11 protein-coding genes are annotated in these 15530 nt (G+C 44.6%); 7 read left to right on the forward strand and 4 right to left on the reverse strand.

Annotation, left to right across the window (positions count from 1 at the left end; all coding sequences use genetic code 11):
• The first annotated feature begins 132 nt into the window (after positions 1–132).
• A complete protein-coding gene (locus J4N39_RS06845) occupies positions 133–972 on the forward strand; it encodes a CvfB family protein (RefSeq protein WP_252023372.1) in 840 nt (279 codons plus the stop codon).
• Positions 973–1117: 145 nt separating this feature from the next.
• Here the strand turns inward: J4N39_RS06845 and rsmF are convergent, their stop codons facing one another.
• The 4 genes from rsmF to J4N39_RS06865 all read right to left on the reverse strand — a co-directional run bounded on the left by rsmF (position 1118) and on the right by J4N39_RS06865 (position 8354).
• Positions 1118–2551 (reverse strand): 16S rRNA (cytosine(1407)-C(5))-methyltransferase RsmF, encoded by a 1434-nt coding sequence (gene rsmF, locus J4N39_RS06850; protein ID WP_252023647.1) that lies wholly within the window; start codon positions 2549–2551, stop codon positions 1118–1120.
• Between the two features lie 90 nt (positions 2552–2641).
• A complete protein-coding gene (locus tag J4N39_RS06855; RefSeq protein WP_252023373.1) occupies positions 2642–5296 on the reverse strand; it encodes a PqiB family protein in 2655 nt (884 codons plus the stop codon).
• Positions 5289–6536 (reverse strand): paraquat-inducible protein A, encoded by a 1248-nt coding sequence (locus tag J4N39_RS06860; RefSeq protein WP_252023374.1) that lies wholly within the window; start codon positions 6534–6536, stop codon positions 5289–5291. Before J4N39_RS06860 ends, J4N39_RS06855 begins: the two co-directional genes overlap by 8 nt.
• A 27-nt stretch (positions 6537–6563) precedes the next feature.
• Entirely contained in the window at positions 6564–8354 is a 1791-nt protein-coding gene (locus J4N39_RS06865) for an ABC transporter ATP-binding protein (protein ID WP_252023375.1), read from the reverse strand.
• Between the two features lie 69 nt (positions 8355–8423).
• On the opposite strand from J4N39_RS06865, the gene msrC reads away from it, so the two are divergent.
• From msrC to J4N39_RS06895, 6 genes are all read left to right on the forward strand, one after another.
• Entirely contained in the window at positions 8424–8897 is a 474-nt protein-coding gene (gene msrC / locus J4N39_RS06870) for a free L-methionine (R)-S-oxide reductase MsrC (protein ID WP_252023376.1), read from the forward strand.
• Between the two features lie 100 nt (positions 8898–8997).
• Positions 8998–9615, forward strand: coding sequence for an RNA chaperone ProQ (gene proQ / locus J4N39_RS06875; RefSeq protein WP_252023377.1), 618 nt, complete (start codon positions 8998–9000; stop codon positions 9613–9615).
• 17 nt (positions 9616–9632) lie between these two features.
• A complete protein-coding gene (prc, locus tag J4N39_RS06880; RefSeq protein WP_252023378.1) occupies positions 9633–11636 on the forward strand; it encodes a carboxy terminal-processing peptidase in 2004 nt (667 codons plus the stop codon).
• A 129-nt stretch (positions 11637–11765) separates the two neighbouring features.
• Entirely contained in the window at positions 11766–12428 is a 663-nt protein-coding gene (locus J4N39_RS06885; RefSeq protein ID WP_252023379.1) for a hypothetical protein, read from the forward strand.
• A 202-nt stretch (positions 12429–12630) separates the two neighbouring features.
• Positions 12631–15237 (forward strand): aminopeptidase N, encoded by a 2607-nt coding sequence (gene pepN, locus J4N39_RS06890; protein WP_252023381.1) that lies wholly within the window; start codon positions 12631–12633, stop codon positions 15235–15237.
• 55 nt (positions 15238–15292) lie between these two features.
• Positions 15293–15511 (forward strand): DUF2835 domain-containing protein, encoded by a 219-nt coding sequence (locus J4N39_RS06895; RefSeq protein WP_252023383.1) that lies wholly within the window; start codon positions 15293–15295, stop codon positions 15509–15511.
• Positions 15512–15530: the final 19 nt, after the last annotated feature.

Consider the following 15530-nt stretch of genomic DNA (forward strand, 5'->3'; position numbering starts at 1 on the left):
GTGCTAAGCCATTAAAAGCATAGTAGATTTAGCGAAGCTACGCTTAATTCTAGACGTGACGGGAAATTGCCGAGCAAGAGTAACAGAAGTCACGTATAATCGCACTCAAGCTGAACTACAGAATGATAAAAGATGATTAAAATTGGTCAATTCAACACTCTAGAAGTGATTCGTCACGCCGAATTTGGCGTGTTTTTGGATGCGGATGATTACGGCAGCGTTTTGCTACCTAAGAAGCAAGTTCCTCAAGAACTAGAGGTTGGCCAGTCGATAGATGTGTTCCTTTACTTTGACTCTGACAACCAACTGTCTGCGACGACAGAAAAACCGATTGCCCAAGTGGGTGAATGGGGCCTGATGAAGGTTGATGGGATCAGCAGCACTGGTGCATTCGTAAAGTGGGGGTTAGACAAGAAAGACCTCCTAGTACCATTTAGCGAGCAACGCGGTCGTTTGCGTGAAGGTCAAGAGATCTTAGTTTACGTATACACCGACAAGGCCTCTGGTCGCATTGTAGGTACGACAAAATTCAACAAGTGGTTGGATAAGACGCCAGCGCAATACAAGCGCAATGAGCAAGTCGATTTGCTTATCGCAGAGCGCAGTGACCTAGGCTACAAAGCGATTATTAACGGCGAGCATTGGGGAATGATTTTCCCGTCTGACGTTATTGGTAAGCTGTTTATCGGTAAGCGCCTTAAAGGTTTTATCAAAGAGGTGCGTGAAGATGGTAAGGTAAATTTGTCACTACAAAAAGTGGGTGTGGCTAAAATGGATGACCTTGGTGTCAAGATTTTGGAAATGCTCGATAAGAAAGATGGCTTTTTACCGCTGAACGATAAATCAACGCCAGAGGCGATCTTCAACGTTTTTCGTACCAGTAAAGGCACATTTAAGAAGTCGATTGGTGGCTTGTTGAAACAGGGTAAGATTTCTATCGAATCCGATGGTATTCACCTTAAAAAGTCGTAACTTCAGTTAAGCCAAGCCAAAAAAAGCCCAGAACGATTCCTGTTCTGGGCTAGGGGAATGGCTCTTAATCACTGCGCTCAGTATTTAAGAGCCTGCGCTAATTCATTTTATAAAAGTGTAGTCTACGCAGGCTCAATTACCAGTATCAGAACAGATTGGTATCTTTGACTAGATCTCGTGGTAGCCCATTTTTAATTCGATTCCCCACCCATTTGCCTAGTCCGATCACATCATTTTCAAGTTTGACGAGTACTTCCCCTTTACCTGATGTTTGGACTTCTGGACGTACATCGCGACCCATGAACCACTCTCGTGCCTCATCAACCGATAGACTCACACCAGCGACTTCTTGACCCGATAGAATGGCCATAATACCTTCATGTTGCCAGCGGTAACCTTTCTTGTGTGTTTCAGCGAGTTTTACCCCCATGCGCTGGAAGCGAATTTCTCCAATCATCGGCTCCAGTGATTGCGGGAATAACCACAAGGTACCTTCTCGTTCCCAGATTTGAGTCTCTTGCGGAATCTGGATACCAAGAGCATTTACCAATGATTTTTCGACATCTTGGGCAATCTTGTTGCTGACTTTGGCAAATGGGAACTTGCCAAGTCGCTTTTTCACTTTTGGCGGCTCAACGCTTTGGTGTTTGCGCATGCGTGCAACGAAGAAGCCTTCACTATCGAAGATCTGAGGGTAAAGGTGAAGAAAACCGTCTTCTGTCATCGCATCTTTGGCGTTTTCAAATAGCTCGCCAAGCGGCTCGAAGCTCACCGCATCACCGAATACTTGTTTTAGGTGATGGCAAACTTCTTGATTCTCTTCCATATTGAGCGTACACGTCGAATAGACCAGCACGCCACCTGGTTTTAAGGCATGAAAAGCACTCTCGATGAGATCTTTTTGAGTCTCAGCGATTTCATAAATTGACTCTTTGCTCCAGTTACTCATCGCATCAGGATCTTTACGTACGGTGCCTTCACCTGAGCAAGGAGCATCGAGCAAAATTGAGTCAAATTGCTCAGGAAGCCAACCACCAAACACGCGAGCATCAAAGTTGGTGACTGCAACATTTCGAATGCCTAGGCGCTGCAAGTTGGAATGAAGACCTTTAATACGACTTGCCGAATATTCATTAGCGACTAAGGTGCCTTGGTTGTTCATCGCTTGTGCGATTTGAGTGGTTTTAGAACCAGGCGCAGCTGCGCAATCTAACATGACTTCCAGTTGCTCAACGTCGTTATCTGCGAGCAGTGCAGTCACGGGCATCATAGAGCTCGCTTCTTGGATATAAAATAGCCCAGCAATGTGTTCCGCTGTGTTTCCCAGACGAACGGTGTCTTCGTTGTCTCGCTCAATCCAAAAACCTGCTTCACACCATGGAACAGGGGTAAGTTGCCAACCTTTATTCGCCGCCCTTTGCTTGAAATCGTCGACACTGATCTTAAGTGTGTTGACTCGAATCGAAGGTCGAAGAGGGCGCTGACAAGCCGCAATAAACTCGTCGATATCTAGATGTGTTGGCATGGTTTGCTCAACTTGAGCAATAAAGCCTTCAGGCAGGTAAACTTTGGAATGCAAAACCAGTTCTCGGTCAGAAATTTGCGCCAATTCTAACTCAAAGGCAAAAAAAAATGCAGCCTTTAAAGGCTGCATGGAGTGGATAAGTGACTAGTTACCCGGCATAGGAATTGGGGTGCGCCACAGTTTCCATTCTGGTTTCACCTGATCATGAAGGAAAAAGGCAGTATTGGCTTGGGCTTCAGGTTTAAGAGGTGTTTGCTCTGGTGTCGCAAAGGCGATGCCGCCTCTGACGATGTTGTCCACCGTGCCTGCACGTACCTCAGCGCCGGTAATACCAAAAGAAACATCGATACCTGAAACATTCCAAAATACCGTATTCGAGCGAATCAAGTAGGCGTATTGTGGCTTCACTTCGATGGTGGTTACGACGCGATCGGCAAACTGACCTAAGCGCACTTCAACGACTTCTCCGACTTCAAAGTCTCTAAACAGCACAGGGGTGCCCACGCTAACAGAGGCTCGAGTAGCGCTTTGAAGTTGATAGCTAACACCTCGTGAGCCTTTACCTTCCGTGTCTAAGTTGAACTCATACTTAAGCTGTTTGCCCGCAGGCTCTACTTGAATGTACTGGCTAATTAGGGTCTCTAAGTTTTTGACGCCACGTAAGCCAACTTCCGGTTGGACCAACCAGAAATGGCTATTGTTAAGTGCGATATTAGCGACATATTCTGGCAAGATCCTAGCGTCGATTTGCACATTTTGGGAGTCAAAGTTAGGCGTAACCTTAGTCACTTCACCCACCTTTACACCTTGGTATTTAATTGGCATTCCTTTGGTAACACTTGACGTGTTATTGGAGGTTAATTGAATGTGTTTTCCATACTTACGAGCTTCGTTGTAGCTGTCATAGAGCTTCCACTGTTTGCCGATTTTATTCTCTACACCTTCCAGCGTATCAAATGCAATCCCGCCTTTGATTAATGTAGCCAGTGGTGCTGCGGTAATGTTTACACCGCTGAGATCTGCTGTGACCTCTACGCCAGAGCGATTCCAGAAAACACTGTTTTTGCTAAGAACATGCTGATATTTACGATCCAATCGTAAATGGATCAGCACTCCTGTTTTACCTAGCTTGAAGCCAGCCACTTTGCCCACAGGTAAGTTGCGGTAAAGTAATGGGCTCCCTACAGATACAGGAGGCAACTCATCACTGAGTAGTGTTAAATCAACGCTGCCAGACTTGTTGAAATCTGCCAGTTCCGCTAAAGATTTATTGGCAAATAAGTTATAGGTGGATTTTGGCGCCGATTTTCCTTCACTAACGAAGCTAATCGATCCACTCAACAGTTGTTTTGCTGGTGGCACGGTGACATTTAGACCCGTTTCGGTGAATTCGGCGGTAGCAGAGCCGGTGACAAAGAAACGATTATTAGCCTTAATAAGGTGGGCGTATTCGTGATTCACCAGAACTTCAAACAGGACATCGTCCTGTTCAAGCGCCACATTGGTCACACTGCCAACGCTAATGCCTTTGTACAAAAGCTCGGTACCGGCTTCCAGACCAAAGGTATTATCCGCTTTTAGCGTCAATTGCAGAGCACCTTCTGTTGCTCTGATATAGGTGTCTTTACGGATAGCGGTGAAGTTTCGGTTTCTATCACCATCTCCCGGGATCATGGTGAGGTAGTTGCCTGTAAGAAGGTTACCGATATTTTCAACACCTGAAAGGGAGAGTTTGGCCTCTTCCAATAGAAATTTTGTTCCACTGTTTAACGCATCAGAAAAGCTCGGTTGGATTGAGGCATAAGCAATGATGTGTTCGTGATCATCACTGAGTTGAACGTCGGTGATCTGACCAATTTCTAGTCCGCGATACATGATTGGAGCGCCATTGGCACTGACTTTATTATCGCTAGGCAGTTCAATTTCGATTGGAATACCTCGACCAGCAGTGGCTAGGTCAGGGTAGAGTTTAAATTGTGAACCTTCAGTGACGGCGTCACCTTCATCAGGGGAATCTACCGCAATTGCTCCTCCTAATAGCGCACTCAAGCTCTCCATATGGATATCTACGCCATTAAAACCAACTTTAGCGCCGATTCCACTGACATTCCAAAAGCGGCTGTCACTGTTAATCAGGTTAGAATATTCGTCGTCGATGACTGCATGGATGCGAACATGTTTTGCGTTCTCGTCAAGCTGAAAGCTAAACACTTCACCAATTGGAATTTTTTTGTAGACGATTTGCGAACCGATAGAGATAGACCCTAGTTCGTCTGAAATTAGGGTGATATTTAGCCCTTTGTCTGCCAGCAAGTCACTTGGACTTTTATCGAGCCCAATGTACTTGGTTTTCACCGTAGATAGGTCGACCGGTTCGGTATTTCCTCCTGGGTGAATGGAAATGTAGTTACCTGATACCAAAGCATCTAAGCCAGAAACCCCGGAGAGGCTCGCAGTGGGTTTCACGAGCCAAAAGCGTGTTTTATCACCAAGTAGTTGAGTCGCTTCAGGGTAGATATCGGCTTCAACAAAGATATTGGAGAGATCTTTAGACAGTTTGATATCTCTCACCATGCCGACCTCAAGGCCCTGATAACGAATGGTAGTTCGCCCAGCGATCATCCCTTGTGCGTCTGGGAATGAGATTTGGATTCTCTGACCAGCTTCATTGATGGCCTTGAACACTAACCAACCAGCAAGACACAAGGTAATCAGTGGCAATAGCCACAGAGGGGATACCCCAAAATCTCGCTTAACACGAGGTTGGTGAGAGCTTTGTGAGGTATTACTACTATTCATTGTTGTTTTTATCCTGATTTGAATTTGGATAGTTATCCCAGATAAGTCTAGGATCTAAGCTTTCTGCTGCGAGCATGGTCATTATCACGACAATACCAAAAGCGACAGCGCCATAACCGGGTGTGAAATCAAGTATTTGACCTCGGTCAACCAAAGTAAGCATGATTGAGATAACGAACAAATCCATCATCGACCATTTACCGATCCACTTCACGGCGAAATAAATCATCATTCTTTGTTTGTGGAAGATTCGTCGCTTAAAGCGAATCGCCAGCATGATGTAAGCCAGCCCTAAGATTTTTGCTACAGGCACGACGATACTGGCGACAAAGATAATTAATGCGATCCCCGGCATCCCATTTTTTACGAGTGACGCTACACCAGAGAAAATGGTGTCCTCTAAGCGTTTGCCATTAGTCAAGAGAATTGAAATAGGAATCACGTTAGCTGGAATAATGGCGACACTTGCTGCGAATAGGTACATCCAGGTCTTCTTCATCGAGTTTGGTACTCGGTGGTGCAGCGGTTGATGACAACGTTCACAGTGACTGCCTTCTGGTTGTGAAAGGTGACACATGTGGCAATGCACATCTTTGTGATCAAAATGGTAATTGCTTTCTTGTTGCCAAGCTTCCCAGTATTGCTGGCCGTTGTAGCGAGAGATTAGAATCAGGGACAGCACTTGCAGCATGATGAGTCCCATCAATCCCCAACCGACAAATATGTCTGAGTAGTCTTGCAGTTTAAAGCAAGAAATTGCGATGCTGGCAAGAAAGACATCTATCATCACCCAGTGTTTTAAGTGATGCGCGAAGAAGGTCGATGTCTTGAGTAATGAAAACCATCGCTGATGCAGAGCAACGTGGGATAACACAACAAATAAACAGACAAGAAAGGGAGCCAATGATGCGCAAAACACTACTAAGATCCCTAGCGCCATAAACCCTTCTTCTACCAAAATCGCAGGACCATCAAGGATGGTGGCCGGGATGGTCACGCCAAATAAGCGAATGGTGATAAATGGGAAAAAATGAGAGGGGATAAATAGTAATAAACACGTTAGTGCTAACGCCAAGTTACCGTTTAGAGAGTGGTCTCGACTCTGGTACAAATGGCTATTGCAACGAGGGCAATAGGCGCTACTGCCTCGTTTGAGGTCAACGATATCGACAGCCAGTTCGCAGCCGGGGCAAAGGCGGGTCTGTTTTTCTGAACTCGAGTCAGTTAGAACAGAGGGCATGATGCCCCCTGATACAAAGATGAATTGCTATGATTGAACGCTGCCATACAGCGTCTGATATAAACCATCTTGTTCTACGAGTTCCTTATGGGTACCAGATTGGCTCACTTCGCCATCTTCAAGTACATAAATTAGGTCAGCTTGACGCACCGCAGATAAACGGTGTGCAACAATTAACGTGGTTCGGCCTTTTAAAAACTGACTGAGCGCTGTATGCAGGGCTGATTCAGTCGCTGTATCTAGGGCAGACGTCGCTTCATCTAAGATAACAAAATCAGGGTCACTTAGAATCATTCGAGCAATCGCCAAGCGTTGCCTTTGTCCGCCTGACAAACGAATGCCCTGACGGCCAACTTGTGTCTCTAAGCCGTCACTGAGCTGCTCGGTGACATCTTGCAGCTGCGCAATATCGAGTGCACGCCAAAGCTCATCATCGCTATAGTGCCCGCCAAGGGTTAGATTATGCCTTAAGCTGTCATTAAAGAGTATAGGTTGTTGTAAAACAACGGCAAACTTATCACGTATAATATCAAAGCCTATCTCTTCAGTAGAGTGGCCATTGACTGTGATAAGGCCCGCAGAGGGACGGTAGACTCCAAGCAGCAACTGGATCAGTGTGGATTTACCTCCGCCACTGGCACCAACCAATGCGACTTTTTTTCCCGCTGGAATATCCATATTTAGTTGATTTAAGACCTGTTTATCACTGTTGTATGAAAATTCTAAGTCTCGAATGCGAATATCGACGCTGCGGTCTTGGTTAAATGGATTCACTCGGCTGACAGGTCTGTGTTCTTCTTCCAATTCTAATAAGGTGTTTACACGGCTGAGGGCCGCTTTTGCACTGTACCATGAGAATTGAATACTCAGCAGCTCTTGCACTGGGGATAGCATAAACCACAGGTAGCCAAATACTGCGAAGATTTGCCCAATAGTGAGATCGCTAAATAGTACCATTAGCATCGCAACGGCTCTAAACAGTTCGAATCCGATCAAAAATAGCAAAAATGAAACTCGGCCTGCGGCTTCTGATTGCCATGCGTATTTGTCTGCATCTACACGAATTTGATTGGCCTGGTTTTTAAGCTCCTGCAAAAACTCTTTTTCTTTGTTGGCTGCTCTTAGCTGGTAAATGCCATCCAATGTTTCAACTAGGCGGTTTTGAAAGCGCTCAAAAGATTGGTTTTCATGCTTTTTAAGGTGTTTTACCTTGCTTCCTAACTTGCGAGAGAAATAGATGACAATGGGGTTGACCAGCAGGATAAACAGACCTAACCGCCACTCTAACCACAACAGCACACCTGCAGTTCCTATCACGGTTAATAAGCTGACGATAAACTTGCTAAGGGTGCTCCCAATGAACTGATCGATGGTTTCGATGTCAGTGACTAGGTGGGAGTTGATGCCGCCACTGCCTCGGGTCTCATACTGGGATATAGAAATACGGCCCAGCTTTTCGAGCATGCGCACTCGCATCTTGTATGTGATGGTTTTTGAAACCAAAGTAAATTGTCGGCTTTGCCAGATGTTGAGGGCTTGGCTGGTGGCACGCATCACGACCACCATAAACAGGGTAAACATGATATAGCCAATGGCAGTTTGCCACTGCTGAGGCAGAACTGAGTTCATCATCGCCAGTCCTGAAGCTGGTTGGTCCAATAACACTTCGTCAACCATTAGTGGCATCAATAGTGGGATTGGCACACTGACTAAAGTGGCAGCAATTGCAATCAAGTTCGCCAGTATGAGCTTGTTTTTGTGTAATTTCGCTTGTGTTATCAGCCAACTCGGGCTAATAGTGTCTGAATACTGGGACATCGTTATGAGAATGAATCCTATTATTAGTTGGAGTGGGCATTTTACATGCTTCTTAAGGATTTAAAAGAAATGGATAAAACCAATTACAACACGCTTACCAAGCAAGTTATCGCACTGATTGAAGACGAAAAAGACCTGATTGCTAACTTATCTAATATTAGCGCAATTCTAAACATGGAGTTGGACCGCTTAAATTGGGTTGGCTTTTATTTAATGAAAGAAGATGAGCTTGTGCTCGGTCCATTCCAAGGCAAGCCCGCTTGTGTGAGAATTCCGGTTGGACGTGGTGTATGTGGAACAGCGGTTGCAACCAATAGTGTTCAACGCATACATGACGTTCACCAATTTGAAGGCCATATTGCTTGTGATGCTGCGAGCAATTCAGAAATCGTGATCCCTTTTTCGATCGGTAACGGGGTAGCTGGCGTACTAGATATCGACAGTCCAGAAGTGGGTCGGTTCGACCAAAATGATGAGGATGGGCTGGTTAGATTGATGAAAGAAGTGGAAAAGTTGCTCATTTCCCAAGCTAACAGCGATTAAATTGAGCCTTGGTTGTGGTTTTTTAAAGGTATGTCACTATAATAGCCAGAATTAATGACATGAACCCTCTGCGGAAAGGCCGCAATAACCAGGAATCCTCATGGAAAACACTGAAAAGTTAAAAAACAGCAAAGAAGTAATTGCATATATTGCTGAATGTTTCCCTAAGTGCTTTACTTTAGAAGGTGAAGCAAAGCCACTGAAAATTGGTATCTTTCAAGATCTTGCTGAGCGTCTAAGTGAAGACGAAAAAGTAAGTAAAACTCAGCTACGTGCTGCACTACGTCAGTACACTTCATCTTGGCGTTACCTACATGGTGTAAAACCTGGTGCGGTTCGTGTTGATTTGGATGGTAACGAGTGCGGTGTTCTTGAAGAAGAACATGTTGAACACGCAAAGACTGCATTAGCAGAAAGCAAGGCACGTGTTCAAGCTCGTCGCAAAGAGAAAGCACGTGAAGAAGCAAAAGCGAAGAAACCAGCAGCTAAAAAGCCAGCTCGTCCTTCTAAGCCAAAAGCTCAAAAACCAAAGAAAGAAGCGCCTGTAGAAACTCGTGCTCTTAATAACGATGAAATCACTATTGGTAACAAAGTGAACGTTAACATGGGCAAGGGAAATATGGCCGCTACGATTGTAGAAATTAATAAGGATGATGTACGCGTGCAACTCAATAACGGCCTACAGATGGTTGTTAAGGCGGAGCATCTGCGTGCATAAAGGAGATAATCCTACGCATGAAATGTCGTTCTAAACTGACACTGTTAGCTGCTAGCCTTTGGCTGGCAGCTTCAGCCCAAGCGGTTGAGCCTAAATACTCATCTGACGATCTTACCGCTCTGGTTCCTGAAGTGCAGCATGCTACTGCTGCAAAGCGAATCACCTCGCGCCTTACCCGTTCTCATTACAAGCATTTCAGTCTCAACGACGAGTTTTCTCAAGCGATGTTTGATCGCTACGTCGGGATGCTTGATTACAACCGCAATATTTTCACTGAAGCTGATATCGAACGTTTCTCTGCAGAGTCGACATTGCTCGATGATCAGCTGAAATCTGGCAGTAACTCTACTGCGTTTAAGCTTTACAATCTCGCTAATGAAAAACGCTTCGAGCAGTTTGCTTTTGCGCTTTCGTTGCTGGACAAAGAAATTACCTTCGATGCTGATGAGAGCATGACGGTGGATCGTAGTGAAGCGGCATGGCCAACTGACCAAGATGAAATTAACGAGCTTTGGCGAAAACGGGTCAAATACGATGCGTTAAACCTTAAGCTCACTGGTAAAGAGTGGCCTGAAATCAAAGAGATGCTGACCAAGCGTTACAACAACGCTATGAAACGCATCACTCAGACCAAAAGTGAAGATGTATTCCAGCTTTACATGAACGCCTTTGCTCGTGAAGTTGATCCGCATACCAGTTACTTGTCACCGCGCAGTGCAGAGCAATTCCAGTCTGAAATGAACCTTTCTTTGGAAGGCATTGGTGCTGTATTGCAAATGAGCGACGATTATACAGTGATCCGTTCTTTGGTCGCTGGTGGCCCTGCGGCTAAGAGCAAGCAGCTTAATGACGGCGACCGTATTATAGGTGTTGCGCAAGACAAAAAAGAGATGGTTGATATCATCGGCTGGCGTTTAGATGACGTGGTGCAACTGATCAAGGGACCTAAGGGTTCTAAAGTGCGTTTGCAGATTTTGCCAGAAGGTAAGGGTGCAAAAAGTTACGATGTAACCATTGTCCGCGATAAGATCCGCCTAGAAGACCGCGCTGTGAAGTCTGAAGTGATTGAGCAGGGTGGTAAGAAGATTGGTGTGCTAGAAGTACCTAGTTTCTATGTAGGTCTTTCAAAGGATACTGATGCATTAATCAACGAGCTTAAAGAGCAAAATGTTGACGGCATCGTGGTGGATTTGCGCAATAACGGCGGTGGTGCTTTAAGTGAAGCGACGGCGCTTTCTGGGTTATTCATCACCAGTGGTCCGATTGTTCAGGTACGTGATAGTTATGGCCGAATAGAGCAAAACAGTGATACTGCGGGTGAGATCAGTTACCAAGGTCCTTTGACCGTATTGATCAACCGTTACAGTGCGTCTGCGTCTGAGATTTTTGCTGCCGCAATGCAAGATTATGGCCGAGCGGTGGTTCTCGGCGAGAACTCATTCGGTAAAGGTACTGTTCAGCAACATCGTTCTTTAAACCAGATCTATGATTTGTTTGAGAAAGAATTGGGTTATGTCCAGTACACTATTCAAAAGTTCTACCGTGTAAATGGCGGCAGTACTCAAAATAAAGGCGTAGCACCGGATATTCCATTCCCAACGGCAATTGATCCAGATGAAACCGGTGAGAGTGTTGAAGATAACGCACTGCCTTGGGACATGATTGCAGCAGCGGAATACAGCCAAGTTGGCAATCAATCTAAGTTAATTGAAGCGTTAATTAAGAAGCACAATGAACGAATCTCAACCGATTTGGAATATCAGTTCATTGCAGAAGATATCCAGACTTATCAGCAAGAAAAAGAGCAAAACACGCTTTCTCTAAACGAAAAAGCTCGCAATAAAGAGCAAGAAGAAGCGGAAGCTAAACGCTTGGCTCGAATCAATAAGCGCCAAAAATTGGCAGGTCATGAGGAATTTAAGAGCCTCGATGATGTGCCAAAGGATTATGAAGCGCCGGATGCTTACTTAGACGAAGCTGTTGCCATCACCGTAGATATTGTCAATAAAAACAACGTGTAAAGCTGATGATTTTAAAAAGCGAGCCAAATGGCTCGCTTTTTTTGCAGGAAAAATAAATGTGATTTAGATCAAAAATTTGGAGTTAATTGATAACAGCACCTACGCTTAAAGAAAAGAGGGGTGGTTGTTATGCGAATGTTAATTCTGTTTTTGGCGATATTTACGCTAGGGGCTAAACAGGTAGATGTCCCAAAGAAGCCTGATCTTACTCAATTTAACCATCCTTTCTTGGTCGGTGACTGGTATATGTTTAATCCAGATCCGGTCAACAGCAACGAGAATTTTTTAGCCATTCGCTTGTCTTTGGAATCAAATTATCAGTTCACGATAGAAATCCAAAAGAAAGATCATAGTGTGGATTACTGGGAAGGGCGTTATGAAGCTGATGATACAACCCTTGTCCTCGGTCTAGATAGTGATACGCCTCAGCTTTACTATTACCACAATAACCATAACGCATTGAATCTTAATGGTGTAATGTTTCACAAAGGGCTTCCTGATGCCTTGGTTGGTTCTTGGACCAGTGAAACCTTGTTAGGTGATGACATTGCCGCTAGTGGCGTTAGTCAAATGGATCTAGAGCTGAAAGCTGACTTTGTGTTCTCATTTAGAGTAGTTTCTGACTCCGGCCTCGAAGCCATCCACGAAGGAATTTACATCATCGAAGATGACCGTATTGTGCTTATGTATCCTGATGGCGAACAAGCATCTAGGTATACTTTGTCAGACGGTCAATTGACTTTAGATAGCCAGAATTCGGATATGTATGCAGTTTTGAATCGAGTGAAGTAATCAGAACGCTAGATTTCTGTTTCTTAGCGAGTTTGTATATTATATAGGGCAGACTGACCAGCCAGAGCTCAAGTCAACAAAGCGAGTGTTTAGCACTCGCTTTGTTTTGTTTCATTTCATCGCAATCTGGGTCAGAACATATTGGTTTGGAACTTTATTAAGGATGCCAACCGATATTAGAAAGGAATATAAGGAAAATATAATGGCAGATAACCTACAAGCCAAATACCGTAAAGACTACCAGTCTCCTGATTTCACCATCAGTCACATAGATCTTACATTTGATCTTCAAGATACAGAAACACTGGTTACCGCCGTTTCGCAAGTTAAAAAATTAAAAGAGACTTCAACTTTAGTTCTTGATGGGGAAGAGCTTACTCTGAAATCAGTCAAGGTGGATGGCCAAGAGTGGAGTGACTTTGCTGCGACTGACACTCAGCTGTCTATTCATAATCTGCCAGACGAATGTGAACTGATAATTGAGACCTTGACGAATCCTAGTGCGAATACGGCATTGGAAGGATTATACAAATCTGGTGGTGCGTTTTGTACCCAGTGTGAAGCAGAAGGTTTTCGTCGAATCACTTATTACTTAGATCGCCCTGATGTATTAGCGATCTTTACGACGACGGTTATCGCCGAAGAAGCACAATATCCATTTCTGTTGAGTAATGGTAACCGAGTCGACGAAGGAAAGTTAGATAATGGCCGACATTGGGTTAAGTGGAATGACCCACATCCGAAACCAGCTTACTTGTTTGCTTTAGTCGCTGGCGAGTTTGATGTATTGAGAGATAGTTACACTACAGCTTCTGGCCGTGAGGTTGCTCTTGAGATTTTCGTTGATAAAGGCAATTTGGATCGTGCACCTCACGCCATGACATCACTCATCAACTCGATGAAATGGGATGAAGAGCGTTTCGGTTTAGAGTATGACCTAGATATCTACATGATCGTTGCGGTTGATTTCTTCAACATGGGTGCGATGGAGAATAAAGGTCTCAATGTTTTCAACTCCAAGTATGTTTTAGCAAACGATCAAACCGCAACAGATACTGATTACCTCGGCATTGAAGCGGTAATTGGCCACGAATATTTCCACAACTGGACCGGTAACCGAGTAACTTGTCGCGACTGGTTCCAACTGAGCCTTAAAGAAGGTTTGACTGTTTTTCGTGACCAAGAATTTTCGAGCGATTTAGGCTCACGTGCTGTTAATCGTATTAACAACGTTCGTATTATTCGCGGCCCTCAGTTCGCTGAAGATGCGAGCCCAATGGCTCACCCGATCCGCCCTGAGAAAGTGATTCAAATGAATAACTTCTACACCTTGACAGTGTATGAGAAAGGAAGTGAAGTGATTCGTATGATGCACACCTTGCTTGGTGAAGAGGGTTTCCAAAAAGGCATGAAGCTTTACTTTGAGCGTCATGACGGTACAGCCGCAACGTGCGAAGATTTTGTAGCAGCGATGGAAGATGCATCGGGTGTTGACCTGAAGCAATTCCGTTTATGGTATAGCCAGTCGGGTACACCGACGCTTACGGTGACAGACGCTTATGATCAAGAAGCGAAAACGTTCTCATTGACTGTGAAGCAGCACACACAAGCGACGGCTGATCAAAGTGAGAAACAAGCGTTACATATTCCTTTAGATATAGAGCTATATAACCAAGATGGTTCGGTTGTTGAGTTACAATGTAACGGTTCTCCAGTGGCCAATGTGCTTAACGTCACTGAATCTGAGCAGACGTTTGTTTTTGAAGGTATTACCAGTGCTCCCGTAGCTTCATTACTAAGAGAGTTTTCAGCACCTGTTCGTCTCGATTACCAATACAGTGACGATGACTTGATGTTCTTGATGGTCAATGCTCGCAATGAGTTCGCTCGCTGGGATGCAGGACAAATGCTTTTGGCGAAACACATTAAACTTAATGTGGATAGAGTACAGCAAGGTGATGACTTCGAATTACCAGAAGCGGTTGTTGATGCTTTCCGCGGCGTGCTACTGAGCGACAGCCTAGAACCGGCGTTCATCGCGGAAATGCTGACACTTCCAAGCGAGAATGAAGTTGCTGGTTGGTATAAGCCGGTTGACGTCGATGCGATCAATGTTGTTCTTGGATACTTTAAGCTAGTGTTTGCTGGAGAGTTGGAAGATGAGTTGTCAGCAACTTATCATTCATTGGCTCAAGAGAGTTACTCGGTTGAGCACCAAGCGATTGGTAAACGTGCGCTACGTAATGTTTGTCTTGCTTACTTAGCGAGAACAGATGCAGGTGAAAAACTTGTAAGCGAGCAGTATCAAAATGCCAATAACATGACCGATACCATGGCTGCCCTCGCAAGTGCAAACCAAGCGCAATTGAATTGCCGTGAGTCACTGATGACAGATTTTAGTGATAAGTGGAGTCATGATGGCTTGGTGATGGATAAGTGGTTTATGCAGCAAGGTACGAATCCAGCTGAAAATGTGCTGGAGGTTATCAAACAGTGCATGAGCCATGAAGCGTTCAGCATCAAGAACCCAAACCGAACTCGCAATCTAGTGGGCAGTTTCTTTGCTAGTAACCCAGTGAATTTCCATGCTATTGATGGTTCAGGGTATGAGTTTGCGGGTGAGATTTTGGCAGAGCTCAATAGCAGTAACCCACAAATGGCATCTCGCCTGATTGACCCTCTTTTGAAATATCGTAACTACGATGAAGAGCGTCAAAACTTGATGCGTGCTCAGTTAGAGAAGTTGTCTAAATTAGACAATCTAGCGTCAGATCTTTTCGAGAAGATCGAGAAGGCACTAGAACAGTAATATCCAGTATGAGAGTTTACCTAAGGGTAAACTCTCTTTTCGAGCCAAATCTTCCATGAACCAATATCACTTCAATTTAAACCTCGGTTACCAAGAGTTCTTACGCTATTACTCAGGTAGTGCTTCGACCGTTATCGTCTACACCGACCAAGGGCTCAAGCTGCAATTACCTGCGGCTAAATTTCGACCATTTCTTAGTCAAATAGGGGTAAAAGGTCGCTTCAGGTTAACAACTGACCAAAATAATAAGTTTGTAAAGTTAGAAGCACTGTAATCTGAAGAATTTCCAGCAC

Origin of the sequence: Vibrio sp. SCSIO 43136, from assembly GCF_023716565.1 — a bacterium.
In the GTDB taxonomy this organism is placed as follows: Bacteria; Pseudomonadota; Gammaproteobacteria; order Enterobacterales; family Vibrionaceae; genus Vibrio.

Bases quoted from the DNA above. Each gene is read 5' to 3' on its own strand.
- J4N39_RS06845 (WP_252023372.1), top strand. From the start codon at position 133: ATGATTAAAATTGGTCAATTCAACACTCTAGAAGTGATTCGTCACGCC.
- J4N39_RS06855 (WP_252023373.1), bottom strand. From the start codon at position 5,296: ATGAATAGTAGTAATACCTCACAAAGCTCTCACCAACCTCGTGTTAAG.
- J4N39_RS06860 (WP_252023374.1), bottom strand. From the start codon at position 6,536: ATGCCCTCTGTTCTAACTGACTCGAGTTCAGAAAAACAGACCCGCCTT.
- J4N39_RS06865 (WP_252023375.1), bottom strand. From the start codon at position 8,354: ATGTCCCAGTATTCAGACACTATTAGCCCGAGTTGGCTGATAACACAA.
- msrC (WP_252023376.1), top strand. From the start codon at position 8,424: ATGGATAAAACCAATTACAACACGCTTACCAAGCAAGTTATCGCACTG.
- proQ (WP_252023377.1), top strand. From the start codon at position 8,998: ATGGAAAACACTGAAAAGTTAAAAAACAGCAAAGAAGTAATTGCATAT.
- prc (WP_252023378.1), top strand. From the start codon at position 9,633: ATGAAATGTCGTTCTAAACTGACACTGTTAGCTGCTAGCCTTTGGCTG.
- J4N39_RS06885 (WP_252023379.1), top strand. From the start codon at position 11,766: ATGCGAATGTTAATTCTGTTTTTGGCGATATTTACGCTAGGGGCTAAA.
- pepN (WP_252023381.1), top strand. From the start codon at position 12,631: ATGGCAGATAACCTACAAGCCAAATACCGTAAAGACTACCAGTCTCCT.
- J4N39_RS06895 (WP_252023383.1), top strand. From the start codon at position 15,293: ATGAACCAATATCACTTCAATTTAAACCTCGGTTACCAAGAGTTCTTA.